At 58.9% G+C, this 24,768-nt stretch carries 22 protein-coding genes and 1 pseudogene; 6 read left to right on the top strand and 17 right to left on the bottom strand.

The features are described 5' to 3' along the window. Both ICA16_RS27460 and ICA16_RS27455 read left to right on the top strand, forming a co-directional pair. Positions 1 to 573 (top strand): annotated as a pseudogene (locus tag ICA16_RS27460) (type IV secretion protein Rhs); the annotation flags it as partial. Continuing rightward, positions 570 to 989 carry a hypothetical protein gene (locus tag ICA16_RS27455; RefSeq protein ID WP_210702107.1) on the top strand — a complete coding sequence of 140 codons (420 nt, stop codon included), beginning with the start codon at positions 570 to 572 and terminating at the stop codon, positions 987 to 989. The pseudogene ICA16_RS27460 and the gene ICA16_RS27455, both read left to right, overlap by 4 nt. 122 nt (positions 990 to 1,111) lie before the next feature. Here ICA16_RS27455 and ICA16_RS27450 read toward each other — a convergent pair whose 3' ends face one another. Together ICA16_RS27450 and ICA16_RS27445 are read right to left on the bottom strand one after the other, a co-directional pair. Further along, on the bottom strand, positions 1,112 to 2,908 hold the full coding sequence (locus tag ICA16_RS27450) for a bifunctional diguanylate cyclase/phosphodiesterase (protein ID WP_210702106.1): 1,797 nt from the start codon (positions 2,906 to 2,908) through the stop codon (positions 1,112 to 1,114). 134 nt (positions 2,909 to 3,042) lie between these two features. Next, positions 3,043 to 5,127 carry a carboxy terminal-processing peptidase gene (locus ICA16_RS27445; protein ID WP_191627742.1) on the bottom strand — a complete coding sequence of 695 codons (2,085 nt, stop codon included), beginning with the start codon at positions 5,125 to 5,127 and terminating at the stop codon, positions 3,043 to 3,045. A 138-nt stretch (positions 5,128 to 5,265) separates the two neighbouring features. Here ICA16_RS27445 and ICA16_RS27440 point away from each other — a divergent pair, with 138 nt between their 5' ends. Further along, positions 5,266 to 6,228 carry a zinc-binding dehydrogenase gene (locus ICA16_RS27440; RefSeq protein ID WP_210702105.1) on the top strand — a complete coding sequence of 321 codons (963 nt, stop codon included), beginning with the start codon at positions 5,266 to 5,268 and terminating at the stop codon, positions 6,226 to 6,228. Between the two features lie 97 nt (positions 6,229 to 6,325). Here the strand turns inward: ICA16_RS27440 and ICA16_RS27435 are convergent, their stop codons facing one another. The 6 genes from ICA16_RS27435 to ICA16_RS27410 form a co-directional block, all read right to left on the bottom strand. Beyond that, positions 6,326 to 6,979, bottom strand: a complete 654-nt coding sequence (locus ICA16_RS27435; RefSeq protein ID WP_150618533.1) for an HAD family hydrolase — start codon at positions 6,977 to 6,979, stop codon at positions 6,326 to 6,328. A 34-nt stretch (positions 6,980 to 7,013) separates the two neighbouring features. Next, positions 7,014 to 8,003, bottom strand: a complete 990-nt coding sequence (locus ICA16_RS27430) for an ABC transporter ATP-binding protein (RefSeq protein WP_150601267.1) — start codon at positions 8,001 to 8,003, stop codon at positions 7,014 to 7,016. Then, positions 8,000 to 8,800 carry an ABC transporter permease gene (locus tag ICA16_RS27425; protein WP_210702104.1) on the bottom strand — a complete coding sequence of 267 codons (801 nt, stop codon included), beginning with the start codon at positions 8,798 to 8,800 and terminating at the stop codon, positions 8,000 to 8,002. The genes ICA16_RS27430 and ICA16_RS27425 overlap by 4 nt, the downstream gene beginning before the upstream one ends. After that, entirely contained in the window at positions 8,787 to 9,623 is an 837-nt protein-coding gene (locus ICA16_RS27420) for an ABC transporter permease (RefSeq protein WP_191627744.1), read from the bottom strand. Before ICA16_RS27420 ends, ICA16_RS27425 begins: the two co-directional genes overlap by 14 nt. A gap of 5 nt (positions 9,624 to 9,628) precedes the next feature. Beyond that, the gene (locus ICA16_RS27415) at positions 9,629 to 10,435 is read right to left on the bottom strand and encodes an alkaline phosphatase family protein (protein ID WP_210553645.1); all 807 of its coding nucleotides are present in this window, start codon (positions 10,433 to 10,435) and stop codon (positions 9,629 to 9,631) included. 133 nt (positions 10,436 to 10,568) lie between these two features. Beyond that, the gene (locus ICA16_RS27410) at positions 10,569 to 11,636 is read right to left on the bottom strand and encodes an ABC transporter substrate-binding protein (protein ID WP_150601271.1); all 1,068 of its coding nucleotides are present in this window, start codon (positions 11,634 to 11,636) and stop codon (positions 10,569 to 10,571) included. A 350-nt stretch (positions 11,637 to 11,986) separates the two neighbouring features. On the opposite strand from ICA16_RS27410, the gene ICA16_RS27405 reads away from it, so the two are divergent. After that, a complete protein-coding gene (locus tag ICA16_RS27405; protein WP_047300343.1) occupies positions 11,987 to 12,700 on the top strand; it encodes a UTRA domain-containing protein in 714 nt (237 codons plus the stop codon). A 567-nt stretch (positions 12,701 to 13,267) separates the two neighbouring features. Here ICA16_RS27405 and ICA16_RS27400 read toward each other — a convergent pair. The 8 genes from ICA16_RS27400 to minC form a co-directional block, all read right to left on the bottom strand. Then, positions 13,268 to 14,602 (bottom strand): amidohydrolase, encoded by a 1,335-nt coding sequence (locus ICA16_RS27400; RefSeq protein WP_150601272.1) that lies wholly within the window; start codon positions 14,600 to 14,602, stop codon positions 13,268 to 13,270. Positions 14,603 to 14,668: 66 nt separating this feature from the next. Continuing rightward, positions 14,669 to 16,822, bottom strand: a complete 2,154-nt coding sequence (locus ICA16_RS27395; RefSeq protein ID WP_210702103.1) for a mechanosensitive ion channel domain-containing protein — start codon at positions 16,820 to 16,822, stop codon at positions 14,669 to 14,671. A gap of 77 nt (positions 16,823 to 16,899) precedes the next feature. After that, positions 16,900 to 17,076 (bottom strand): hypothetical protein, encoded by a 177-nt coding sequence (locus ICA16_RS27390; protein WP_191627743.1) that lies wholly within the window; start codon positions 17,074 to 17,076, stop codon positions 16,900 to 16,902. Between the two features lie 167 nt (positions 17,077 to 17,243). Beyond that, complete coding sequence (locus tag ICA16_RS27385; RefSeq protein WP_150601274.1) at positions 17,244 to 18,533, bottom strand: M18 family aminopeptidase; 1,290 nt, start codon at positions 18,531 to 18,533, stop codon at positions 17,244 to 17,246. A gap of 171 nt (positions 18,534 to 18,704) precedes the next feature. Beyond that, positions 18,705 to 19,340, bottom strand: a complete 636-nt coding sequence (locus ICA16_RS27380; protein WP_016982865.1) for an RluA family pseudouridine synthase — start codon at positions 19,338 to 19,340, stop codon at positions 18,705 to 18,707. 178 nt (positions 19,341 to 19,518) lie between these two features. Further along, positions 19,519 to 19,773 (bottom strand): cell division topological specificity factor MinE, encoded by a 255-nt coding sequence (gene minE, locus ICA16_RS27375; RefSeq protein WP_003223146.1) that lies wholly within the window; start codon positions 19,771 to 19,773, stop codon positions 19,519 to 19,521. Then, the gene (minD, locus tag ICA16_RS27370; protein ID WP_042558418.1) at positions 19,773 to 20,585 is read right to left on the bottom strand and encodes a septum site-determining protein MinD; all 813 of its coding nucleotides are present in this window, start codon (positions 20,583 to 20,585) and stop codon (positions 19,773 to 19,775) included. The genes minE and minD overlap by 1 nt, the downstream gene beginning before the upstream one ends. 169 nt (positions 20,586 to 20,754) lie before the next feature. Next, positions 20,755 to 21,492, bottom strand: coding sequence for a septum site-determining protein MinC (minC, locus tag ICA16_RS27365; RefSeq protein WP_210702102.1), 738 nt, complete (start codon positions 21,490 to 21,492; stop codon positions 20,755 to 20,757). A gap of 117 nt (positions 21,493 to 21,609) precedes the next feature. Here minC and ICA16_RS27360 point away from each other — a divergent pair, with 117 nt between their 5' ends. Then, positions 21,610 to 22,542: a lipid A biosynthesis lauroyl acyltransferase gene (locus tag ICA16_RS27360; RefSeq protein WP_042558420.1), complete on the top strand. Its 933-nt coding sequence runs from the start codon at positions 21,610 to 21,612 to the stop codon at positions 22,540 to 22,542. A 35-nt stretch (positions 22,543 to 22,577) separates the two neighbouring features. Next, positions 22,578 to 23,750, top strand: a complete 1,173-nt coding sequence (locus tag ICA16_RS27355; RefSeq protein WP_210702101.1) for a patatin-like phospholipase family protein — start codon at positions 22,578 to 22,580, stop codon at positions 23,748 to 23,750. A 201-nt stretch (positions 23,751 to 23,951) separates the two neighbouring features. Here the strand turns inward: ICA16_RS27355 and ICA16_RS27350 are convergent, their stop codons facing one another. Next, complete coding sequence (locus ICA16_RS27350) at positions 23,952 to 24,737, bottom strand: outer membrane protein OmpK (protein WP_150601278.1); 786 nt, start codon at positions 24,735 to 24,737, stop codon at positions 23,952 to 23,954. Positions 24,738 to 24,768: the final 31 nt, after the last annotated feature.

The following is a 24,768-nucleotide window of genomic DNA, read 5'->3' as shown; positions in this document are numbered from 1 at the left end:
AGCTCCAACTGTCCGCCGTCAGCACCGCGTCGTCCGATGCGGTACGAGGCTGGTCGCGTGGTCGTCGAAGAAGGAGCGCCCCCGCTGCCAAAGATGACAGCGCAGGAGCGAAGGGCGAGGCTTGATGAGGTGGCTGAAGAGAATGCGAAGCGTCGGGTACGTGAATATGAAGAACTCTATGATATGCACACTGTAAAAAAGCACAGTTCCGAAATTCCCGATCGAGCCCTAAAACAACGAGCAATCAATGGCGCTGATCCTCACACTGGCGTCGTTCCAATACCACCTAGAGGAAACCCAAGCTCACAATTCCATAATTGGCGAATGCATTTAGGTGCATTAAACAAGGCGATGACCAGGGATAAAAATGGCTTAATTATGCATACGGGGCAGGATCAGAATGACACTCCGATAGTCAGGTTCGAATTGCCTGGTGCAGGGCGAGGCTACAAATCGAACAGGAACGATCCGCAAAATCCGATTCTGAATGAGAATATGAACTGGTTTGAGGTTAAATTTGATAAGACAAACATGCAAGAACCGTTTACAGGTTTTCCTTCGGAGAAGAAATGATGTTGAAAGATCCGTACTTAAATAAGCCTTTCAATCCAAGATTTAGCTGGCTTGTTGGAGTTTTTGATGTCTATGATCGAGAGGAGACTCGAGGTGTCGAACTCAGTGTATATAATCCGAATATTTCGGATGATAGAGAGAAGCTTATAAAGAAGTATTGTCTAAATCTGCCGTATCTATCATATAGACATAAGCTGGTTTTGTTTGAGGCTTTAGAGTCGGCGTTAGAAGATCCAAACTATAATTTTAGTAGTTTTTTTGATATTGATGAGTGCGAAACATCCAGCTGGCCTAGGGGGGAATGGTATTCGTTAAACAGCCCTCGTTGTTTTTTTGAAGAGATCTACCGCTTGGCGAAAGAGGTTTGGGGGGAAGATCTTGAGAAGGCTGCTGGTGAGGACAGATCTACATGGTGAGGACGATATTTCAATAAAAATGGGCACTGTTGATTTTGCTTGTGGAACTAGTACCAAGGTAAGCAATTAGCTGCGCCAACTTGCCCCTCGTGGGTAGCCTTGCTCCCATAGAGATCTGGTCGCTATTTAATCACGTGTCCGATTAGTTGCGGTGGATTGATGTCGGTCGCAGTGAGACTATCAATCACATGCACGCTATACCCGGGAACATTCTTCGCATGATGCTTCGCCTGCGAAGCCATCTCCGCAAGCTGACTGGCATCAAGGTGCGCGCAGGCGTCGGGTTGTAGATGCACAACACCGATGGACAGTGACAGCAACGGAAACTCCTGCCGCACTCCTTGGCGATTCGGCGCGATGAAGCAGCCAGCCTCCAGATGCTCAGGCCGATAGAAACGGCGGCATTGGCTTTGAAAGTCGTCGAGCAATTGATTGAGCCTTTTGCGCCAGTCTTCGGGGCCGAGGACTAGGAGGAAGTCGTCGCCGCCGATGTGGCCGACGAAGTCGCGGGACGGGTCGACGCGTTCGTTGAGGCATTGCGCCAGGCACAGCAGGACTTCGTCGCCGCGGCCGTAGCCGTAGATGTCGTTGAAGGGTTTGAAGCTGTCGATGTCGACGTAGCAGATGACCGACTCGCGGCCTTGCTGCAGAAGGCGGGTCAGGCATTGCTGGATCGGTACGTTGCCGGGCAGCAGGGTCAGCGGGTTGGCGTAGCGCGCCTGCTGGATCTTCAATTCGGTGATCAGTTTCAGCACGTCGATCACCCGGCCAAGGCCGAGGTAGCCGCCGTTGAAGGTGATGATGAAATCTTCTTCGATGCGTTGACGGGCGCGGCTGGTGATCAGGCGGCTGACCTGCTGCAGCGACTGGCTCATTTCTACGGCGAGGAAGTCGTCGTTCATCAATCGGCTGATCGGTTTGCGTGCGAACAGATCGGTGGCAAACGGCTTGAGCAGGGCATCCGACAGGGAGTGGCGGTGGACGATGCCGCACGGCTGGCCTTGTTCGTCGAGCACTGCCAGCGAATTGAGATTGGCTTGGCGGCGGAAGGCTTCCAGCACGGTGGCGGTGGGCGTATCGCGCCCCACGGCCGGTTGCTCGTTGAGCAGAGCGCTGAGGTCGCTGCCTTCGTCGTTCAGCGCGACGGCGCTGCTGTCGTGTTTGGGCATCAAGGCCCGGGCATCGCGGGGTGGGTGCTCTTGTGGGCGGCCGAGCAGATAACCCTGCACCAGATCGACACCCATTTCAGTTAGCACCGCCAATTCTTCCGGCAGTTCTATACCTTCGGCAATGACCTGCGCCCGTGAGGCTTTGGCGATTTGCAGGATCGACCCGACGAACTCACGCTTCAAGGCATCCTGATGAATTCCGTCGATAAAGTGCCGGTCGATTTTCACGTAATCCGGGCGCAGTTCCGACCACAGGCGCAGGCTCGAATAGCCGGCACCGAGGTCATCCAGTGCAATCGAAAACCCCATCGCCCGATAGTGATGCAGCGCAGTTTGCAGCAACTGGAAATCGTCGATCGGCGTCTGCTCGGTGAGTTCGATTACCACTTGGCTCGGCGGAATGCCGAAGTCCTGCAGCAATTGCAACGTGCGCCCCGGCTGGTGCGCGGCTTCGAGCAAGGATTCCGGCGAGACGTTAAGAAACAGCTTGCCCGGCAGTTGCTGCTCGTTGAAACGGCGGCAAGCGCTTTGGCGGCAGGCGATCTCCAGTTCGCTCAGGCGCCCGGCCTGACGCGCAACGGCGAACAAAGCGATAGGCGAATGCAGCGGGCTGTTGGACGGGCCACGGGTGAGGGCTTCGTAGCCGAGAATGCGGCGCTCGGAGAGACAGATGATCGGCTGAAACAGGCTGTGTAATCCGCTTTGAGTCAGGATCGAGCTCAAGGCACTCAGCTGTTCGGTCGTGGTCATGGCAATCTCTGGCGATAAAAAAAGGACTGGGAGCGCTCTCGATGAAGAGAGTGGCTCCCAGTCCTTTATTGCACGACAGAATGATGACTGTTTGATGACGATCCGGGGATCGTCAGCATTAAATCGCCATCACCTTACTTCTTCGCGACCTGGTTGCTCAGCTTCAGGTAGTCCAGCAGCACGCGCCCGGTTTCGCTCAGGTAAGCGTCGTCTTCTGGTTTGACCTTGTCCGGCTCGGCTGCGGCGAGAGCATCCTCGTCTTCTTTCTTCAGCTCTTTGAGCGGCTCTTCGCCCTTGGCCTTGCGACGGATGTTCTCCATCACCAGTTGCTTGGCATCGATGTCGGCATGCTGGGCACGGCGGTCGGCTTCGTTGAGGCTGACGGTTTTTTCCAGCATCAGTTTCTGCGCCAGGGCCAGCTTGTCACGGATGAACACGAACTCGGCATCCTTGGCGGTGCGCGTGTCATGTTCGGACTTGAGCTGTGCCAGGTACGGTTTGAACGGATCGGCTGCCGGTTTGATCGCCGCGCGGATGGTATCCCACGGCATGGCTTCCGGCAGGGCGCTCTCGCCGATTTCCTTGGTGTCGATCAGCGACGGGTAGTCGATGTCCGGCAGGACGCCCTGATGCTGGGTGCTCTGACCGGAAACCCGGTAGAACTTGGCTAGGGTCAGTTTCAGTTCGCCATGGTTCAGCGGCTGAATGGTCTGCACGGTGCCTTTACCGAAGGTCTGGCCGCCGATGATCAGTGCACGGTGGTAGTCCTGCATGGCGCCGGCGAAGATCTCCGAAGCCGAGGCGGACAGGCGGTTGACCAACAGTGCCATCGGACCTTTGTAGAACGCGCCCGGGTTTTCATCTTCCAGCACGTCGACACGGCCATCAGCATTACGCACCAGCACGGTCGGGCCCTTGTCGATGAACAGGCTGGTCAGCTCGGTGGCTTCCTGCAGGGAACCGCCGCCGTTGTTGCGAAGGTCGATCACCACGCCGTCGACTTTGTCTTTCTGCAGTTCGGTCAGCAGTTTCTTGACGTCACGGGTGGTGCTCTTGTAATCCGGATCACCGGCACGGAACGCCTTGAAGTCGAGGTAGAAGGCTGGAATCTCGATCACGCCGAGTTTGTAATCCTTGCCGTCCTGTTTCAGGTTCAGCACGGATTTTTTCACGGCCTGGTCTTCGAGCTTCACCGCTTCACGGGTAATCGGCACGATCTTGGTGGTCTGGTCGTTCGGTGCATTGCTGGCCGGAATCACTTCCAGGCGCACCACGGTGCCTTTCGGACCGCGGATCAGCTTGACCACTTCGTCCAGACGCCAGCCGACCACGTCGACCATCTCTTTGTTGCCTTGGGCAACACCGATGATCTTGTCGGCCGGAGCCACCATTTTGGTCTTGTCGGCCGGGCCTGCTGGCACCAGACGCACGACTTTCACCTGATCGTTGTCGCTCTGCAACACGGCGCCGATGCCCTCGAGGGACAGGCTCATGTTGATGTCGAAGTTTTCCGCGTTATCCGGCGACAGATAGTTGGTGTGCGGATCGTAGGACATGGCGAAGGTGTTGATGTACGCCTGGAAGATGTCTTCCGGACGGGTCTGATCCAGACGCGACAATTGATTCTTGTAGCGCTTGGTCAGGGTTTCCTGGATCTGCTTGGGCTCTTTGCCGGCGATCTTCATCCGCAGGACTTCGTCCTTGACGCGTTTGCGCCACAGGTCGTCGAGTTCGGCGGTGGATTTGAGCCAAGGTGCGTCCTTGCGATCAATCAGCAAGGTTTCCTTGGTGTTGAAGTCCATCTTGTCGACGCCTTTGTTCAGCTCGGCAAGGGCGAAGTCCAGACGCGATTTGACGCGATCCAGATAGCGCTTGTAGATGGTGAACCCGGCGTTGAGGTCGCCGCTTTTGAGGAAGTCGTCGAACTGGGTCTTCCACTTGTCGAATTCGGCGATGTCGCTGGCCATGAAGTAGCTGCGCGACGGATCCAGCAGCTTGAGGTAGCTGTCGTAGATGATTACCGAGCGCGCATCGTCGAGCGGCGGCTTGCTGTAGTGGTGACGCTTGAGCAACTCGACGACGTTCAGGCTGGCGATCACTTCGTCGCGATCAGGCTGTAACTTGTCCCAGCTGTTGGCTGCGAATGTATTGCCCGACACCGGCAACAGGCCGATACCGATGAAAAGTGCTAGGGCGGTGCTGGGGAGCAAATGCTTCATGCTGATTCGACGCGGGGACAATTGATAACGCATATTAGGCCGTCTTTGAAGTCGCCGGTTCTACAAGAGCCGGTCGCATAATGCAAAAAGCCCGGCGCTACAGCTTCGGGCTCAGTCCAGACTCACTATGGAGGCACTGTGAAGGCATTGCAAGGCGTGGAAGGTCAAGTGGCATGGGTTGAAGAGCCGAGTCCTACATGTGATGTAGGACAAGTTCGCATTCGCGTGGCGGCAGCGGGCCTCAATCGAGCCGATTTATTACAGAAGGCAGGGCTTTATCCTCCTCCGCCAGGTGCCAGCCAAGTACTCGGTCTTGAGTGCTCGGGGGTGATCAGCGAGGTCGGCGCAGGTTCGTCCTGGCAGGTAGGCGACAGGGTTTGCGCCTTGCTGGCCGGGGGCGGGATGGCCGAAGAGGTGGTGGTCGACGGGCGGCATGTGCTGCCGGTTCCGGAAGGTGTTTCGCTGATCGAAGCGGCGGCATTGCCTGAGGTTTACGCAACAGTCTGGCTGAATGTGTTTCAACTTGCGGCGCTCAAACCGGGTGAGAAAGTTCTCTTGCACGCCGGAGCGAGTGGAATCGGTTCAGCCGCCATTCAGCTGTGCAAGGCGTTCGGCAATCCGTGCTGGGTCAGCGTCGGTTCGGCCGAGCGATTGGCCTACTGTGAAAGTCTGGGGGCGCAGGGCGGGGTAGTGCGCACGGATGATCTGGAAAGCTTGCGCGACTTTGGCCCGTTCGACGTCATTCTCGATCCGGTCGGTGGCAATTATTCGGCGCTGAATCTCAAGCTGATGGCGCTGGATGGACGCTGGGTGTTGATCGGTCTGATGGGCGGCCGCGAGGCGAAGCTGGATCTGGCGCAAGTGTTGGCCAAGCGCGTGCAACTGCTCGGCTCGACATTGCGCAGTCGTAACGATCAGTTCAAGGCGGATCTGTTCAGTGACCTGAGCCAGCATGTGTGGCCGCTGTTTGCCGAAGGGCGGTTGAAACCGCAATTGGCAAAGGCTTTCCCGGTGAAAGATGCGGAGGCGGCGTTTGCGGAGCTGGCGAGCAATACCGTTTCGGGGAAACTGGTTTTGGTGATTGACGACAGCCTTAGCTGAAGAACGGCAAGATCAAAAGATCGCAGCCTTCGGCAGCTCCTACATTGGCAAAGTGAACGCCCTGTAGGAGCTGCCGAAGGCTGCGATCTTTTGTTTTTTACTTCCAGATGTGGATTGGCCAGCCGGCCTTTTCGGCATGCTCAAGCAACACTGGATCCGGGTTGACCACGTGCGGGAAATCCACCTTCAGTAACAACGGCAGGTCATTGCGTGAGTCGGAATAGAAACTCGCGCCCTCCAGATTTTCTTCTTCGGCATCCAGCCATTCCAGCAAACGGGTGATCTTGCCTTCGCGGTAGGTCAGGGTCCCGACGGTGTGACCGCTGTACACGCCGTGCGCGACTTCCAGTTCGATGCCGAGAATTTCGTCGATGCCCAATCGATCGGCAATCGGCCTGACCAGGTGCGTGCCCGACGCCGAGATCACCAGAATCCGGTCGCCGGCCTTGCGGTGGGCGGCGATGGTTTTGGTCGCGTCGCTGAAGATGATCGGCTCGATGAAGTCTTCCACCCACGGGCCGACCAGGTGCTCGACCTCTTCCGGCGTGCGGCCGATCAACGGCTCGAGGCTGAACTCCATGTAATCTTCCATGCGCAATTTGCCATGGCTGTAGGCATCCATCAGCTCGTTGTTCTTGCGCATGAACGACTCGGGGTCGACCCACCCCAAGCGTCCCATCTGCTCGCTCCAGAGGGTGGCGCAGTCGCCGTGAATCAGGGTTTCGTCCAGATCAAAAATTGCCAGGGCCATCAGTGCGATTCTCTCTTCAACGTCAGCAAAGTCATCAGGCTACCTCACACAGGGCCGTCGGATCGATGGAAAGCGCCAGACGCTGACCGTCGGGATGCAGATCGGCGGCCGAGCGATTGAGCACATCCACTACCAGTTCCACGCCGCGCGCTTCAACGCGATAACGGATGACGTTGCCAAGCAGGCTGTGGCTGCGTATCTGCGCGTCGAGCTCGCCGTTGAGGCTCAACTCGATGGCTTCCGGGCGAATGGCGATGCGGTGATTGATCGGGCGCTGCAACAGCTTCGATGCTTCATCGGCGTCGAGCAGGTTGTAGTTACCGATGAAGCCAGCAGCGAACACATCAACCGGCGCCGTATACAGGGTTTCAGCATCGCCACTTTGTACGATTTTTCCCTGATTCATGAGGAAAATCCGGTCAGACATAGTCAGCGCTTCTTCCTGATCGTGTGTGACGAAGATTGTGGTCAGGCCAAGTTCGCGCTGGATCTGACGAATCTGCTCGCGCAGGTGTTTGCGAATTCGCGCATCAAGCGCCGACAGTGGTTCATCCAGCAACAACAGTCGCGGGCGAGTCACCAGCGAGCGGGCCAGGGCAACGCGCTGACATTGGCCACCGGACAGTTGATGTGGATAACGGCCGGCGAAGTCGTTCAGTTCAACAAGTTTCAACACCTCGGCAACCCGTTTGTGGCTGTCGTCGGCGTTGACCTTTTGCATGCGCAGGCCGAACGCGACGTTCTGCTCCACGGTCATGTTGGGGAACAGCGCATAGCTCTGGAACACCATGCCGATGCCACGCTTCTGCGGACTGAGCGGCACGATATCGACGCCATCGAGCAGTATCTTGCCGCCATCTACCGATGTCAGGCCGGCGATACAACGCAACAGCGTGGATTTGCCGCACCCGGAAGGGCCGAGCAGGGTGACGAATTCGCCCTTGTTGATTTCGCAGTCGATATCGCTGAATACGGTAGTGCCCGCATAACTTTTCTGCAGATGTTGGACGCTGACATAGCTCATTCGCTTTTGTCCTTGTTCAAGATGTTGGCGATCCAGGTCAGGACCAGCACGAATAAGAAGTAGGAGATAACCAGCGCACTGGTGAAGTGGCCGCTGCTGTTACGCATGTTGTTCAGATAGACCTGCAGGGTTTCGTAGCGGGTGCCGACGAGGATGTTGGCAAACACGAACTCGCCGAACAGGAACGAGAACGACAGCAGCAACGCCACCATCAGACCTTTGCGCAGGTTCGGCAGTACCACCAGAACTGCCGCCTGGAAGGTGCTGGCACCGAGCAGTTGCGCGGCGTCCATCAGGTCTCGCAGGTTGATCGCTTGCAGGTTGTTGGTAATCGCCCGATACATGAACGGCAGCGCCACGGTGAAGTAGCAACCGATCAGAATCCACGGCGTGCCCACCATCGCCATCGGCCCGGAACCGTAGAGTTGCAACAGGCCCACGGACGACACCACTGGCGGTACCGCAAACGGCAGCAGGATGAGGATGTTCATCAGCGCATCGAGTTTCGGAAAGTGGTAATGCACCACGAACAATAGCGGCAGGATCAGCACCACTGACAGCACCAGCGCGCCGACACACACCAGTAGCGACTGGCCGAAGGCGTGGAGGAAGCGCGGGTCGCTCCACAACTGGAGGTACCACTTGAAGGTAAAACCGCTGGGCAGAATGGTCGCTGACCAACTGCTGGCAATCGAGTAGATCAGCGTGCCCACCAGCGGCAGCAAGAGGATGGCGAACAGCAGGTAGACCACGACGCGGTGGTAGACGCCGACCGGGCCGGATTCAACGCGAGACATGGTAGCTCCTCTTCAACAGCAGTTGATGCACGACGGTGACGATGGTCATCAGCGCGACCAGCACCACGGCCAGCGCACTGGCCAGATTCGGATCGAGCGAAATATCGCCGGACACCATCGCGGCAATGCGGATCGGCAGCACGTTGAAGTTACCTGTCGTCAGCGCATACACCGTGGCATAAGCGCCGAGGGCGTTGGCCAGCAGGATCACGAAAGTACCGAGCAGTGCCGGGGTCAGCACCGGCAGGCCGATGTGTCGCCAGAACTGCCAGCCGTTGGCGCCGAGCAGCGCTGCGGACTCGCGCCAGTCTTCGCGCAAGGCGTCGAAGGCCGGGTAGAGCAGCAGCACGCCGAGGGGAATCTGGAAGTAGGTATAGAGGATGATCAGCCCGGTTTTCGAGTACAGGTTGAAGTCCTCGATGATCCCGGCCTGTTTGAGCATGATCGTGATGCTGCCGTTGAAACCGAGCAGGATGATGAAAGCGAAAGCCAGCGGCACACCCGCAAAGTTGCTGGTCATGTTGGCGAAGGCATTCACAAAGTTGCGCAGTTTCGAGTCAACCCGGCGCAGGGAATACGCACCCAGTACGGCGATGATGATGCCGAATACGCTCGACCAGAAACTGATCTCGAGGCTGTACTGGATCGCTTGCAAATAGAATTTCGAACTGAAGATTTTCGTGAAGTTTTCAACGCCCCAACCGAACTCCTCCGATTGCAGGCTGTTGACCATTACCCAGATCAGCGGGGCAATTTCGAACACGATAAAGAATAAAGCGAAGGGCACCAGGCACAGGGCTGCCAGCCATTTGCCGCGAGTCATGGAGTTCACTTGAGCAGCTCCCGGCACACAGGTTTGTCATGGGGCACGCCGAGCAGTTCGCAGACCGTGCCGCAGATTTCGGTCTGCTTGGGGGCGGCGTCTGCGTTGAGGCTGAAGGCGTCACCGAGGACGAACAGCGGCACTTGGCGTTCTTCCGGCAGCAGGCCGTTGTGCGAGCGGTCGTTGTTCATGCCGTGGTCGGCGGTCACCAGCACCTGATAACCCGCGTCGAGCCAGCCCTGCAAATAGTCGGCGAGGATGATGTCGGCCGAGCGTGCGCTGTTGCGGTACTGCGAGCTGTCGAGGCCGTGCTTGTGCCCGGCGTCGTCGATGTTCATCGGGTGGATCAGCAGGAAATTCGGTGCGTGGCGCAGGCGCAGGTTCTCCGCATCGGCGAACAGGTGCGAATCCGGGTAGTGATCGTTCCAGTAGAAGTGCCCGTGCTGGATCGGCAGCGATGGATCGTCGGTGTGGCGGTCGCGTGCGGCCACAAATGGCGAGCGGTTGTACAGCTCGCTGACCCAGTGATAAGCCGCGGCGGCAGTTTTCAGGCCGGCGTCGCGGGCGTAGTGATAGATGCTGCGCTGATTGGACAGACGCGAGACATTGTTGTGGACGATGCCGCTGTCGATGGGCGGCACGCCGGTAAGAATGCATTCATAAAGCGGTCGGGACAGGGCCGGCAACTCGCACTCCAACTGATAGAGCGCGGCGCGTCCTGCGCCAACGTAAGCCTGCAGATGCCCCATGGCGTGGCGCGCGACTTCATGGCTGAGGCCGTCGAGCACGACAAGGATGACGTTGTGCTTCATAGGGGCGTTGACTCCGAAAACCAAACTTGAACCGATTGATGTAGGAGCTGCCGCAGGCTGCGATCATTTGATCTTGCCCTTTAAAAGCCAAATCAAAAGATCGCAGCCTGCGGCAGCTCCTACAGATGAAGGATTACTTCATCTCTACGATGACTTCTTCGTTCCACTTCTGTGGCAGGGCTTTCGAGGTCTTTTCCCAGGCATCGGCGTCCTTGATCGGGGTGACCTTTTTGTACTGCTCGTTCGGCAGCAGTTTGGCCTTCACGTCTTCCGGCAGTTGCAGGTGTTCGGCACGGATCGGACGCGCATTGCCGCGGGCGAGGTTGGTCTGGCCGGCGTCGCTGAAGATGTATTCGCGGGTCAGCTTGGCGGCGTTGGGGTTTTTCGCGTACTTGTTGATGATGGTGGTGTAGCCGGAAATCACCGAACCGTCGGACGGGATCAGCACCACGTAGTCATCCGGGTTGGCCATCTTGGCTTTGTAGCTCAGGCCGTTGAAGTCCCAGACCACGCCGACTTCGATCTCGCCTTTTTCCATGGTGGCGATGGTCGGGTTGGCCATCGACAGACGACCTTGCTTGGCGATGTCTGCGAACAGCAGCAGGGCAGGCTGGATGTTTTTCTCGTCGCCACCGTTGGCCAGTGCTGCGGCGAGAACGCCGTTGGCGGCTTGTGCGGCGGTGCTCACGTCACCGATGGAAACCTTGTATTTGCCGCCCTTGAGGTCAGCCCATTTGGTTGGCACTTCGGAACCGTGCAGCAGCTTTTTGTTGACGATGAAAGCGATGGTGCCGGTATAGGCCAGAGCCCAGTTGCCGTCCTTGTCCTTGGCCCAGTCCGGGATTTGATCCCAAGTGCTTGGCTTGTAGGGTTGCACCACGCCTTGCTTGACCGCGATCGGGCCGAAGGCAGCACCGACGTCGCCGATGTCAGCGCTGGCGTTGTCTTTTTCTGCGGCGAACTTGGCGATTTCCTGGGCCGAGCTCATGTCGGTGTCGATGTGTTTCAGGCCGTAATTCTTGGCAAGGTCTGCCCAGGTGCCTTTCCAGTTGGCCCAGTCATCGGGCATGCCGACGCTGTTGACGGCGCCTTCCGCTTTCGCAGCGGCTTCGAGGGTTTTCAGATCGGTGTCGGCTGCCATGGCGGCGGTGCACATAGCAATGGTCGAGCCTAACAGTGTTGCCAGGAAAAGCTGTTTCATTCCGAAGCTCCTTGGTCGTGTTCAACGCTGCGATTGCGGTTTGTGTTGGTCTAGGTCAGCAATACCTGAGCCAATTTAAGGGGACTGGATGACACTTTGATGTCGGTGGCCTTGCGTCAGGCCTTTTATTTGCCCGGTTTTGGCGGCTGCTCGATAAGCGTAGACCATGCCCAAAGCCCCGGAGGGCAGGGATTTGGCCGATGTATTGCAAGTCGTGAGTGCGACCGTTGAGCAGTTTTGTCATCTCTCGGTCATCTGCACTGCCTAGGCTTGCAGCACATGGAAACGGCGTGATCGTCGTGCAGTCTTGCCCCGAAACAATGCTGGTCTAGTCCAGATAGGTAACGTTGATGCGCGATGAGGCAACAAAAGCGGTGACAGCGATTGGCCAGGTGTTGCAGGAGCAACTCGACCACGGACTTTTGGCGCCCGGCAGCAAGTTGCCGGCCGAGCGCAAGCTCAGTGAGTTGTTTGGCACGACGCGGATTACTGTGCGTGAGGCGTTATTGCAATTGGAGGCGCAGGGCCAGATTTATCGTGAGGAGCGGCGGGGCTGGTTCGTTTCGCCGCCGCGTCTGGCGTACAACCTGATGCAGCGCAGCCACTTCCACGCGATGGTCAGTGCGCAGGGGCGGGTACCTTCAACCGAGGTTATTTCGGCCCGATTGCAACCGGCTTCGGCGGCGGTGTGTGCGTGGTTGCAACTGCCGGCGTTGTCGAGTGTGATTCAGATTTGTCGGTCGCGGCGGATTGATGGGCGGCTGGTGCTTTATGTTGAGCATTATTTGAATCCGCAGTTTTTTCCGGGGATTCTGGAGTTTGATTTGAATCAGTCGATTACCGAGTTGTATGCGCGGCATTACGATTTGCACTATGGGCGGGTGCGGTTCGAGATCGTGCCTACGTCGTTGTCGGTGGATGCGGCGGCGGCTTTACGGGTTTCGGTGGGGAGTCCGGGGTTGCGGATTGCTCGGGTCAATTACGATCAGCATGAGCGGTTGATTGATTGTGATCTGGAGTTTTGGCGGCATGATGCGATTCATGTTGGGGTTGATGTTGTTTGAGCGCTTTGGGTTTGAGTGAATATCTGGTGCTTCGGGTGGTGCTGATTAGGGTTCCGCCCTTACGGCGGGTCACTTTTTCCAGACGCCGAAAAAGTAACCAAAAAGGCTTGCTCCTGCGTGCGGCCCGCTCGCTGGGGCTCGGGGTTCCTTCGCTCCGGGATTGATCCGGGGGGCATCGCCTACGGTTTGCTTCGCTGCACCTCCTCTCGATGTGTTCGACTTCGTCGAACGGTCGCTGCGCTCCCACCCCCGGATCAATCCCTCCACTCAGCCTTCCGACGTCGCCCGTGGATCAAGATCAAAAGCGGTACTCGAGCTTGCGCTCATTGTGTTGAGTGGGGCGGCATGCGCCGCGAGCGGGGTGTACTCATTTTCTTGTGGGAGCTGGCTTGCCAGCGATGGCGGCCTGACAGCCGACCTGATGCTTCCGGATGTACTCAATCCAATTGTAGGAGTGAGCCTGCTCGCGATGGCACCCTTCCGAGCGACCAGTCTCTGGCAGCCTGCCCACAGTCCAAATGTGGGAGCGAGCCTGCTCGCGAAAGCGCCCCCACATTCACATCAAGCTTATTTGCCCGCTCCCGCATTGGCATACAAATAATCCGTCGCCAACGAGGCCAGTGTCCTCACCCCGACCACCAACGCCGACTCATCGACAAAGAACCCCGGATTGTGATTCGGCGCAGCCTTGCTCATGTCCTGATCCCTTGGCGTCACGCCGAGAAACACAAAAAGCCCCGGCACTTCCTTGGCAAAGAACGAGAAGTCTTCCGCGCCCCCCACCAGCGGTGCATTCACCACATCATCCTTGGCCGCCCATTTCAGTGTCGGCAGCATCTTCTCCGTCAGTGCCGGGTTGTTAATGGTCGGGTCGTATTTTTCGATGATGGTGACGTCGGCTTTCGCGCCACCGCTCTCGGCGATTTTCTCGACGGTCTGGCGTACGTCGGCGTGCAGCTTTTGGCGGATGCCATAGTCGTACGAGCGGATGGTGCCGGTCATGTCGACTGATTCGGGGATGATGTTGTAGCGCGTGCCGCCATTGATGGTGCCGATGCTGACTACCGACGGATAAGACGATATATCGGTGCGGCGGCTGACCACGGTTTGCAGGCCGACGATGGTTTGTGCACCGACGGTGATCGGGTCGATGCCGTCCCATGGGCGGCCGGCGTGGGTTTGTTTGCCGAGGATTTTGATACGCAGGTCGTCGGAGCTGGCGAGGGTGGCGCCAGGGCGGTAGGCGATCTTGCCGGCGGGGATGCCGGCCCAGACGTGCAGACCGAAGACGGCATCGGGTTTCGGCGATTTCATCACGCCTTCCTCGACCATCATTTTCGCGCCCCAAGTGTTTTTACCGTCGGGAATGAAGTCGCTTGGGCCTTCTTCGGCCGGTTGGAAGTAGAACACCACGGTGCCGGGCAGAGTGTCGCGCATGGCTGTGAGAATTTTCGCTGTGCTCAGCAGGATAGCGGTGTGGGCGTCGTGGCCGCAGGCGTGCATGACGTCGACTTCTTTGCCGAGGTAGGTGCCTTTTGCTTTGGAGGCGAACGGCAGGTCGGCGACTTCCTTGACTGGCAGGGCGTCCATGTCGGCGCGAAGAGCGACGGTCGGGCCGGGCAGGCCACCCTTGAGGATGGCGACTACGCCGGTGCGGGCGACGCCGGTTTTGACTTCCAGGCCCAGGGCTTTCAGTTGTTTGGCGACCAGTTCCGAGGTGCGTTTTTCCGTGTTGCCCAGTTCCGGGTGGGCGTGGATGTCGCGGCGGGTTTCCAGCAGTTCGGGTTCGAGCTGTCTGGCCTGTGCGGCGATCTGTTCACGGGTGCTTTCCATCGTCGCCGCACTGGCGTGGCTGGCGAACAGAGTGAGCAAAACGGCTTGGGCAATACGTGTCAGCTGCATCGGGTTTCTCCATGGTTATTGTTTTTCTGGCTTCCCTGCCTGTGACCCAAGTGTCGCTGCGAAGTGCTATTCCTTCGGCTGGCCACCACCGGCGGTGATCACTTGCACGCTCATGCGTGGGGTCGCCAGATCCAGCCCCGCCTCATCCAGGTGCCGTTTGAGCGACAAGTTGAACGCCCGCGAGACTTCCCACTGTTTGATCGGCGCAGTCTTGAACCGCGCGCGGAGGATCGCACTGCCGGACTCGAAGCTTTCCACGCCTTGAATCTCCAGTGGCGACCAGATGTTGCGACGTTGCAGGGGATCGGTGCGCATTTTCTGGCCAACGTCGCGCATCAGTTTGATCGCGTCGTCGATTTCCATGTTGTAGGGCACCGCCACGCGGAAGATCGCGTAGCCGAATTCCCGCGAGTAGTTTTTGATGCTTTTGATTTCACTGAACGGGATGGTGTGGACGATGCCGTCGATGTCACGCAGGCGCACGGTGCGGATGGTCAGGCCTTCGACGGTGCCGAGGTGGCCGCCGACGTCGACGTAGTCGTCGATGGCCAGTGAGTCTTCGATGATGATGAACAGGCCAGTGATCAAGTCCGCGACCAGTGACTGCGCACCGAAACCGATGGCCAGACCGATCACACCGGCACCGGCCAGCAGTGGCGTGACGTTCATGCCCATGTTCGCCAGGGCGACAATCAGCGCGATGATGAAAATCGTCACGAACAACACGTTGCGGATCAGCGGCATCATGGTTTGTGCGCGTGCGTTGGCCAGGCCTTTGCGTGAGCGGGTGAGGGCGTGGTGCACGGCGGTGTCGGCGAGGATCCAGATCAGCCAGGAGAAAATCAGCGTGCCGATCAGGCTGAACAGTTTGACGCTGATGTCATGGCCTTCACCTTCGGCGAAACCGATCAGCGACTGGCCCCAGACGCGCAGGCCGAGTTCGATGAATACCAGCCACACGAACAGGTGTGCGAGGGTATAGAAGAAGTTTTTCAGGCGCTCGGAATAGAGCGCGTGACGTTTCGGCCCGCGTTGCGGTTTGAGTGAGTGACGGCGGACGAGGCCGTTTATCACCATGCACAACACCAACAGCACGGTGCAGATCAGCGACTGGCGCAGCGCGGTGCTGGTGTCGCCGGCGGAGACGAAAGTGGCGAACAGCGAGATGCCGACCAACACCAGCGCCGGCACGTACCAGAAGGTGCCGAGGATTTCGATGGTATCGCTGAGGGCGCGGCGGGTCAGGCGGCGGGACAGCGGCTGGTTGCGAATCAGGTGCGCAATCGGCCGGCGAAAACGCAGGATGAACAACCCGGTCGACAGTGCAGCGAGGACATTGGCGATGGTCGCGGCGGTGTGCGCCAGATGCACGCCGAGCCCTTCGATCAGTCGCGGGTCGCTCAGGGCTTCACCGAATGCGGCGAAGCTGCCGATCAGCCACAGTGGCCGAAACGCCTGGTGGCGCAGGATGTACAACGCGCGATGGCGGTGCGGGCCGTCGAGCAGGGAAAAAGCGATGACGCAGATTGCCGAGAAGCAGGTGCCGACCACCAGCGCATAGGCCAAGAGCATCGCCAGACTTTTACCCAGCGACGATGGCAGCGCGTAGCTCATGTAAACGGTGATCACCAGGGCGATCAGCCACGGCCCGAGTTTGCGCAAAGCGAAGCGCAACATGTCGAGGGCCTTGGGGTGTTGCGGCAGTTCTTCGGTGAGGCCGAAGCGCATGCGTACGCGATGACCGAGCCAGATCAGCGCGGCGGCGAGCAGGCTCCAGACCATCAGAATAATGGCGAAGGCAAAGATGATCGGCAGCCATTCACTGGCCGGCAGTATCAGCGCCTTGAACTCATCCTTGGCCAGTTCGAACTCGTTGGACCAGCGCGTCACCGGGCTGTCGGCGCCGGAAAACTGTTTCTCGAAACTGGTCAGTGTGCCGCCAATCAGGCCGAGCACGCCTTGTTCGGGTGAGGCCTGGGCTTTTTTCGTGGCGTCGCGAAGTTTCTTCAGGTCGGTCAGCAACTGTGCGCGTTGCTTGTCGTTTTCCAGCGACTTGATGACTTCGTCGAGGGACTGGCCGAGCGGTTCCTGGGCCTCGGGCTGCGCCTTGCTGGTGTTGAGCAGGCCCGGCAGACCGACCGCGTGGGCAGGCGCCACTGGCAGCAACGTCATCAGGCAGATGAGGAAAATACAGGGCAGAGCAAACAGACGAGCAAACACTAGGCGGTCAACCTCGCAAGGGGCGGATTCGCTGAAGTGTACGAGCCCGCCGAAAGCATTGCGAGCCGGGCACGGGTTTATTCGTTGAGTTTGGCGAGGATCTTGTAAATCACGGTGGCGAGGATCGTCAGCATGCCGATCCACATCGCGAACACACCCGCGTTCTTGTCGCGGAAGTTGAAGCCGATGGCCAGCAGGATCATTCCGCACAGGATGGGAATGAGCATGGCGTGGAAAGAGGACATCGAGATCATGGTGACTGCCTTGTCGAAATGAATGATGTAAGTCTAGGCCGCTTTCGGTCACGCGGTGTTGATCTATGTAGGAGCTGCCGCAGGCTGCGATCTTTTGATCTGGTTTTTAAAGATCAAAAGATCGCAGCCTTCGGCAGCTCCTACAGGGGTACGATCGTCGCGCAGGATTACGGCAACTCGCGGCAGGCGTAGAACGCGCTCAGCACTTTGACCAGGTGCGCCAGGTCATGGCTGCCGCACAGTTCGCGGATCGAGTGCATGGCGAACGTCGGCAGGCCGATGTCGACGGTGCGCACGCCCAGGTGGCTGGCGGTGATCGGGCCGATGGTCGAGCCGCAGCCCATGTCGCTGCGCACCACGAAGCTTTGCACCGGTACTTCTTCGGCCATGCACAGATGACGGAAGAACCCGGCGGTTTCGCTGTTGGTGGCGTAGCGCTGGTTGCTGTTGACCTTGATCACCGGGCCGGCGTTGAGTTTCGGGCCGTGGTTGGCGTCGTGCTTCTCGGCGTAGTTCGGGTGCACGCCGTGGGCGTTGTCGGCCGAAACAAGCAGGGACTTCTGAATGGTGCGGACGAACTCGTCACCTTCGGGCAGCAGACGGCGCAGGGTCTGTTCGAGCATCGGGCCGTCGGCACCGCAGGCCGAGCAGGAGCCGACTTCTTCGTGGTCGTTGGCGACCAGCACGCAGGTCTCGTCGGTTTCGGCAGTGAGCAAGGCTTGCAGGCCGGCGTAGCACGACAGCAGGTTGTCGAGTCGCGCGCCGGCGATGAAGTCACCGTTCAGGCCAATGACTGCAGCACTTTGCGTGTCGTAGAAACTCAGCTCGTAATCAAGCACGACGTCGGCGTTCAGACCGTGTTCGCGAGCCAGTTGATCGGTGAGCACGGCACGGAAATCGACGCGCTCGTCACCGGCGAACTGCGCAAGAATCGGCGGCAATTCGGTCTGGGCATTGATCGCCCAGCCCATGTTGGCTTCACGGTTCAGGTGAATAGCCAGGTTGGGGATGATCGCGATGGGCGCCTTGAAGTCGATCAACTGGCTTTCGACTTTGCCGTCGCGGCGGAAGGTTACGCGGCCGGCCAGCGAGAGGTCGCGGTCGAACCACGGCGCCAGCAGCGCACCACCGTAGACTTCAACGCCCAGTTGCCAGAAGCCCTGACGTTGCAGTTCCGGTTGCGGCTTGACCCGCAGGCACGGGCTGTCGGTGTGCGCGCCAACCAGACGGATGCCACCGTGCAGCGGCGAGTTGCGGCCCATTTTGATCGCGACAATCGAGGAGTCATTGCGGGTGACGTAGTAGCGGCCGTTGGCCTCGGTGGTCCAAGGCTCGCGCTCGTCGAGGCGCACAAAACCGGCAGCCTCCAGACGTTGCACCAGGCTGGCGGTAGCGTGGAACGGGGTAGGGGAGGCCTTGAGGAAGTCGATCAGGCCTTGGTTCAGCTCTTCGCGCATAAGAAGCTCCAGACAGCAATGGGCGGGAGTTTAACGCATTGACCAGGGAATTGAATCTGAAGTGGATCCCTGTAGGAGCTGCCGAAGGCTGCGATCTTTTGATCTTGTGTTTCGTCAATCAAAAGCAAGATCAAAAGATCGCAGCCTGCGGCAGCTCCTACATGGGGTTTGTCAGAACGGGGCCGGGCACTCGAAGCGCAGGCGTTCGCCGGTTTGCGGATGGGTGAAGCTGAGCATGCTCGCGTGCAGGCACAGGCGTGGCCAGGCGGCGAGCGCTTGTTCGTGTGCGTAGAGACCGTCACCGAGCAGCGGATGACCGATCGACAGCATGTGCACGCGCAACTGGTGCGAACGGCCGGTGATCGGCGTCAGCTCGACGCGACACCAGTCGCCACAACGCTCCAGCACACGCCAGAAGGTCAGCGCATGTTTGCCAAACTCGTGATCAACCACGTGACGTGGCTTGGTTGGCGGATCGTAACGCAGCGGCAGGTCGATGCTGCCACTGTCCAGTTCCGGCTGCCCCCAGGCCAACGCGGTGTAGGCCTTTTCCGTTTCGCGGTCGTGAAACTGGCGCGACAGTTCGCGGTGAGTGTCGGCGTCACGGGCGAGCAGAATGATCCCCGAGGTTTCCCAGTCCAGACGGTGGACGATGCGTGCTTCCGGATAGCCGTTTTCCTGCAGGCGGGTAATCAGGCAGTCCTTGTTGTCGTCGGCGCGGCCGGGAACCGAGAGCAGCAGGGTCGGCTTGTTCACCACCAGTACGGCGGCGTCCTGATGGAGGATGTGGATGTTGGACAACGGCATTAAAACAGCCTCGTAACAAATGCCAACGGCGGCTCAAAACTGCTGACAACCCCTGTAGGAGCTGCCGAAGGCTGCGATCTTTTGATCTTCTTAACGACAAGATCAAAAGATCGCAGCCTTCGGCAGCTCCTACACGAGCATCAACAGTCCGAGCCGCCGTGGCGACTGCCGGATCGACTTAACGATCAGGCAGGGTGATGTTGAGTTCCAGAATCGAGCAACTGCCCTGGCTTTCCAGTGCAACATGTACGTCGTCGTTACCGATGTTGACGTACTTGCGGATCACGTCGACCAGTTCCTTCTGCAAGGCTGGCAAGTAATCCGGCGTGCTGCGCTGGCCGCGCTCATGCGCCACGATGATCTGTAGACGCTCTTTCGCTACCGAGGCGGTACTTGGCTTTTTGTTGGCACGAAAGAAGTCAAAAAGGTTCATTACCTACCTCCAAACAGGCGCTCGAAGAATCCCTTCTTCGTAACATCGAGGAAACGATGTTCTTTTTCTTTGCCCAGCAGACGATCAACGGCATCGCTGTAGGCCTGACCGGCATCGCTCTGGTCGTCGAGAATAACCGGGACACCCGAGTTGGAAGCCTTCAGGACAGCCTGGGATTCCGGGATGACACCCAGCAGGGTCACTGCCAGAATTTCCTTCACGTCTTCAACACCCAGCATTTCGCCATCACTGACGCGCTGCGGGTTGTAACGGGTCAGCAGCAGGTGTTCCTTGATCGGCTCTTCGCCTTGTTCGGCACGACGCGACTTGCTGGCCAACAGGCCGAGCATGCGGTCGGAGTCACGTACCGAGGACACTTCCGGGTTGGTCACGATGATCGCTTCGTCGGCGAAATACATCGCCAGGTGTGCACCTTTCTCGATGCCCGCCGGGGAGTCGCACACCACGAAGTCAAAGTCAGCCTTGAGTTGCATCAGGACTTTTTCCACGCCTTCGACGGTCAGCGCATCTTTGTCGCGGGTCTGACTGGCGGCCAGTACGTAGAGGTTTTCCAGGCGCTTGTCTTTGATCAGGGCCTGTTGCAGGTTGGCTTCGCCGTTGACCACGTTGACGAAGTCATACACCACGCGGCGCTCGCAACCCATGATCAGGTCAAGGTTACGCAAGCCCACGTCGAAGTCGACGATCACTGTTTTGTGGCCGCGCAGAGCGAGGCCGGTACCGATAGCGGCGCTGGTGGTGGTCTTACCCACACCACCCTTGCCGGATGTAACCACGAGAATCTTGGCCAAGGTGTTTCACCCCTAAGGAAGAAGGACTGTTTAGCCCCTGAAAAACATCTCTTGAAAACTACTGCAGTCGGACAGCCTTGGCTGGAATTTGGCTTTTGGCCTTTTTCCTACTTCGTTTGAGCCGTTTTCGCTACGTTTTAGAGATGCTTGGAAAATGCGGCAGTATCCGTTAAAGCCGAATGATGTTCAACACGTCGCCCGACAGGCTGACCTGTACGCCCGAGCCCCACATGGGGTCGCGACGCAAATCTTCGGAAACCTTGTAATGACCGGCGATGGAGATCAGTTCAGCGCTCAATTGCTGACAGAAAATCCGTGCCTTGGTGTCGCCCTTCACGCCGGCCAGCGCACGGCCACGCATCGGGCCGTATACATGGATGTTGCCATCGGCGAGAAGTTCCGCGCCCGGACTGACCGACGAAACCACAACCAGATCGCCACCCTGGGCATATATCTGTTGGCCACCACGCACTGGCGTAGTGATGACACGGGTCGGTTTGATGGTCGGCTCTGGCGGTTTTTCCGGCTTCTTTTTGACTTCGGGTTCCGGGGCTTCCAGCGGTCGCTCACGGGCGCCGGACGGCGGCAGCACCGGGATGTCGATGGCGATGGCGGCGGCGATGTCTTCGATGCGGCTGGCGCGAATCGCCAGGGTGCGCAGGCCATGTTGACGGCACACGCGCATCAGCCCCGGCAGATCGACGGCGCCTTCGCCGGGCGGCAGTTTGTCCAGCGCCAGGACCAGCGGTGCATTGCTGAAAAAATTGGGCGCCTGTGCGACTTTGGCGGCCAGTTGCCGATCAAGGCTTTCGAGGTCGTTGCGGGACAGCTCCAGCACGGTAATGGCCAGCATGCTGCCCTTCAACTGGAACACGGGATCTTGGTCTGGCGAGTGGATTTGGCTCATATCGGCATACAACGGCTTGTCACTAAAAGTGCCGAGACTTATAACGAGAACGCCCGCGAGCCGCAAGCCGGGTCGAACGATGTAGAATGCGCGGCCACTGTATTTACGGAAGCTTTAATGGATCGCCCGCGTTTTCGAAAAGCATTTCTTGCTCCACGCTTCTGGCCGCTCTGGTGCGGTCTGGGGCTTTTGTGGCTGATCGTGCAGTTGCCGTATCCGGCACTGCTGACCATCGGTCGAGTTTTGGGCGCGTTGATGTATCGCGTGGCCGGCGACCGGCGGCGCATCGCCAAACGCAATCTGGAATTGTGCTTCCCGGAAAAGTCCGCCGCCGAGCGCAAACGCCTGCTCAAGGAAAACTTTGCCTCTACCGGCATCGCCTTTTTTGAAATGGCGATGAGCTGGTGGTGGTCCCGCGAGCGCCTGGCAAAACTGGCGCACATCGAAGGCCTTGAACATTTGCAGCAGGCCCAGCGCGAAGGTAAAGGCGTGATTCTGATGGCGGCGCATTTCACCACTCTGGAAATCGGCGCGGCGCTGCTCGGCCAGCAACACACCATCGACGGCATGTATCGCGAACACAAGAATCCGTTGTTCGATTTTGTTCAGCGTCGTGGGCGCGAGCGGCACAATCTCGATTCGCTGGCGGTGGAGCGCGACGACGTGCGCGGCATGCTCAAGTTGCTGCGCTCAGGCCGGGCGATCTGGTACGCGCCGGATCAGGATTACGGCGCCAAGCAGAGCATCTTCGTGCCGCTGTTCGGCATTCAGGCCGCGACTGTGACCGCGACCAGCAAGTTTGCACGGTTGGGCAAAGCGTTGGTGGTGCCGTTCACTCAGGAGCGTCTGGCCGACGGCAGCGGTTACCGCATGGTGATCCATCCGCCGCTGGAAGGTTTCCCCGGTGAGACCGAAGAGGCCGACTGCATCCGCATCAATCAGTGGGTCGAGAGCGCGCTGCGGGCCTGCCCCGAGCAATACCTGTGGGCGCATCGCCGCTTCAAGAGCCGTCCGCCGGGCGAGCCGAAGTTGTACGCCAAACGCGGTTGATTGACCCATCCCCCTAAGCACCATGGAGTGTTGCGATGAGCCCTGCTGAACCGGTCACAGGTTTGATTCTTTCCGGCGGCGGGGCTCGGGCGGCGTATCAGGTAGGGGTGTTGGCGGCGATTGCAGAGTTGCTGCCATTGGGCGCGGACAATCCCTTTCCAGTGATCGTCGGCACCTCGGCGGGGGCGATCAACGCGGTCAGCCTGGCCAGCGGCGCCACCGATTTTCGCGCCGCCATCGAGCGCCTCACACTGTTCTGGCAGGGCTTTCGCAGCCATCGCGTGCTGCGCAGTGACTGGCCTGGCGTGATCCGTCAGGCCAGTCGGTTTGTCAGCCATAGCTTGCTCGGCATCGGTCGACAGATGCCGGTGGCGCTGCTCAACAGTTCGCCGCTGCGTGAACTGCTCAATGAAAAACTGCACCTGCCCGGCATCGCCGAATCCATCGCGCAAAAGCAATTGCGCGCCGTGGCGGTGACCGCATTCGGCTACGAATCGGGGCAGGCGGTGACGTTCTATCAGGGCGGTGGCGTGATCGATGCGTGGCTGCGTCATCGACGCATTGGCGTGCCGACGCAGTTGTCGGTGGAGCATCTGTTGGCCAGTTCGGCGATTCCGTTGCTGTTCGCCCCGGTGAAGATCGGCGAAGAGTATTTCGGCGACGGCGCGGTACGCCAATCGGCGCCGATCAGTCCGGCGCTGCACCTGGGCGCGACTCGCGTGCTGGTGGTGGGCGTCAGCGGCAACCCGCGCGGGGTTGATCCGCAGCAGCCGCTGGAACGCACCTACACCGGTCAGCAGCCGACGCTGGCGCAGATCGGCGGGCACATGCTCAACAGCACGTTCATTGACAGTCTGGAGAGTGACATCGAGTTGCTTGAGCGCTTGAACCAGTTCAGTCACCTGATGCCCGATGGCACGCCGACCCGCGCATTGGGCGTGGCGCCAGTGGAGGTGCTGGTGATTTCGCCAAGTCAGCCGATCGATGAGATCGCGGCGCGGCATCGCCAGGAGTTGCCGGCGGCGTTGCGGTTGTTCTTGCGTGGGCCGGGTGCGACAAAGACGAGTGGGGCAGGGGTGTTGAGTTATCTGCTGTTCGAAGCGGGGTATTGCAGCGAGCTGATTGATCTGGGGCGGCGCGATGCGTTGGCCAAGCGTGAGGAGTTGTGCCGGTTTCTCGGGCTATCCGAGGCGATGGTTCCGGCCTGAGATCGGTGGTGCGGCCAATCGCTGGCAAGCCAGCTCCCATAGGTTTTGTGTCAGATTCAAATTGTATGAACGACACAAATCCCTGTGGGAGCCAGCCTGCTGACGATGCTTTAAAGCAAAAGATCGCAGCCATCGGCAGCTCCTACAGAGGAATGCGGTCCCCTGTAGGAGCTGGCGAAGCCTGCGATCTTTTGATCTTTATCAGAAGTGGAACTTCACCAGGAAGTTGGTCACGCTCTGATTGGTCTTGAACGCACCGGTGTCGTCGATGCCGTACTTGTCTTTCCAGTAGTCGTACTCAATACCGACATACAACTGCTTCTCGCCATAACTCAGCGCCTTGCCCAGGTCGTATTTGACCTGTGGGTTGAAGTGCAGGTTGGCGTGGTAGTCGCCTTTGGAGTTGGAATCGTTGTCGGTCACCCAGTCCATATAGCCGTCGATCAGGATGTTCGAATTGCCCACCGGCACGGTGTAGGACCACACCGGTGTGATCTGCCAGACGTTGTCACCGGCGCGCGAGCCTTCGGTGTGACGCTGGTAGAAGTTCAGCTGGAAGTAGTCGAAGCCCGGGATGGCCAGGTCGAAACCCGGACCGATCAGGTACGACTCGGTGTCACCCTCGCCGAACTCGTAAGTCATCGCCAGCAGGACGTCTTTGATCGGGCCGAACTCGATCTTCTGGTCGAGAACCTTGCCCAGCGAGATGCGTGGCTGGAACTCGCCATAGTAGGTGTTCGGACCGTTGTTGAAGTCCTTTTCACCGTTGTAGAAGATCTTGTCGAGGAAGAAGAAGTTGTCCCCGTACTTCCACCCGTCAGCGTGTTCAAAGGTGACGGTCTGCTGGATGCGCGGGTTGACCTGGAAGTCCTTGCCGTAAAGGTAGGTCAGGCTGTTGTCCTGCCATTGCAGGAGGCCTTCGGCCATGGCCTGCCCCCCGGCCAGCAAGGATCCCGCAAGCATCAGGCTGGTGCACATACGTTTCATTCGGTTGCTCCCAAAGTAGGTGTTCCACGTT

The organism is Pseudomonas anatoliensis, from assembly GCF_017976235.1.
GTDB classification, from domain to species: Bacteria; Pseudomonadota; Gammaproteobacteria; order Pseudomonadales; family Pseudomonadaceae; genus Aquipseudomonas; species Aquipseudomonas anatoliensis.
Note: the sequence above shows the minus strand (reverse complement) of the source record. Positions and strands in the feature narration are given on the sequence as shown.

What these genes read in the sequence shown, in the direction of transcription:
- ICA16_RS27355 (WP_210702101.1), top strand. Translation starts at nt 22,578, where the DNA reads ATGAGCCCTGCTGAACCGGTCACAGGTTTGATTCTTTCCGGCGGCGGG.
- ICA16_RS27450 (WP_210702106.1), bottom strand. Translation starts at nt 2,908, where the DNA reads ATGACCACGACCGAACAGCTGAGTGCCTTGAGCTCGATCCTGACTCAA.
- ICA16_RS27455 (WP_210702107.1), top strand. Translation starts at nt 570, where the DNA reads ATGATGTTGAAAGATCCGTACTTAAATAAGCCTTTCAATCCAAGATTT.
- ICA16_RS27405 (WP_047300343.1), top strand. Translation starts at nt 11,987, where the DNA reads ATGCGCGATGAGGCAACAAAAGCGGTGACAGCGATTGGCCAGGTGTTG.
- ICA16_RS27400 (WP_150601272.1), bottom strand. Translation starts at nt 14,602, where the DNA reads ATGCAGCTGACACGTATTGCCCAAGCCGTTTTGCTCACTCTGTTCGCC.
- minC (WP_210702102.1), bottom strand. Translation starts at nt 21,492, where the DNA reads ATGAGCCAAATCCACTCGCCAGACCAAGATCCCGTGTTCCAGTTGAAG.
- ICA16_RS27380 (WP_016982865.1), bottom strand. Translation starts at nt 19,340, where the DNA reads ATGCCGTTGTCCAACATCCACATCCTCCATCAGGACGCCGCCGTACTG.
- ICA16_RS27385 (WP_150601274.1), bottom strand. Translation starts at nt 18,533, where the DNA reads ATGCGCGAAGAGCTGAACCAAGGCCTGATCGACTTCCTCAAGGCCTCC.
- ICA16_RS27445 (WP_191627742.1), bottom strand. Translation starts at nt 5,127, where the DNA reads ATGAAGCATTTGCTCCCCAGCACCGCCCTAGCACTTTTCATCGGTATC.
- ICA16_RS27410 (WP_150601271.1), bottom strand. Translation starts at nt 11,636, where the DNA reads ATGAAACAGCTTTTCCTGGCAACACTGTTAGGCTCGACCATTGCTATG.
- ICA16_RS27420 (WP_191627744.1), bottom strand. Translation starts at nt 9,623, where the DNA reads ATGACTCGCGGCAAATGGCTGGCAGCCCTGTGCCTGGTGCCCTTCGCT.
- ICA16_RS27390 (WP_191627743.1), bottom strand. Translation starts at nt 17,076, where the DNA reads ATGATCTCGATGTCCTCTTTCCACGCCATGCTCATTCCCATCCTGTGC.
- ICA16_RS27415 (WP_210553645.1), bottom strand. Translation starts at nt 10,435, where the DNA reads ATGAAGCACAACGTCATCCTTGTCGTGCTCGACGGCCTCAGCCATGAA.
- ICA16_RS27360 (WP_042558420.1), top strand. Translation starts at nt 21,610, where the DNA reads ATGGATCGCCCGCGTTTTCGAAAAGCATTTCTTGCTCCACGCTTCTGG.
- ICA16_RS27425 (WP_210702104.1), bottom strand. Translation starts at nt 8,800, where the DNA reads ATGTCTCGCGTTGAATCCGGCCCGGTCGGCGTCTACCACCGCGTCGTG.
- ICA16_RS27435 (WP_150618533.1), bottom strand. Translation starts at nt 6,979, where the DNA reads ATGGCCCTGGCAATTTTTGATCTGGACGAAACCCTGATTCACGGCGAC.
- minE (WP_003223146.1), bottom strand. Translation starts at nt 19,773, where the DNA reads ATGAACCTTTTTGACTTCTTTCGTGCCAACAAAAAGCCAAGTACCGCC.
- ICA16_RS27430 (WP_150601267.1), bottom strand. Translation starts at nt 8,003, where the DNA reads ATGAGCTATGTCAGCGTCCAACATCTGCAGAAAAGTTATGCGGGCACT.
- ICA16_RS27350 (WP_150601278.1), bottom strand. Translation starts at nt 24,737, where the DNA reads ATGAAACGTATGTGCACCAGCCTGATGCTTGCGGGATCCTTGCTGGCC.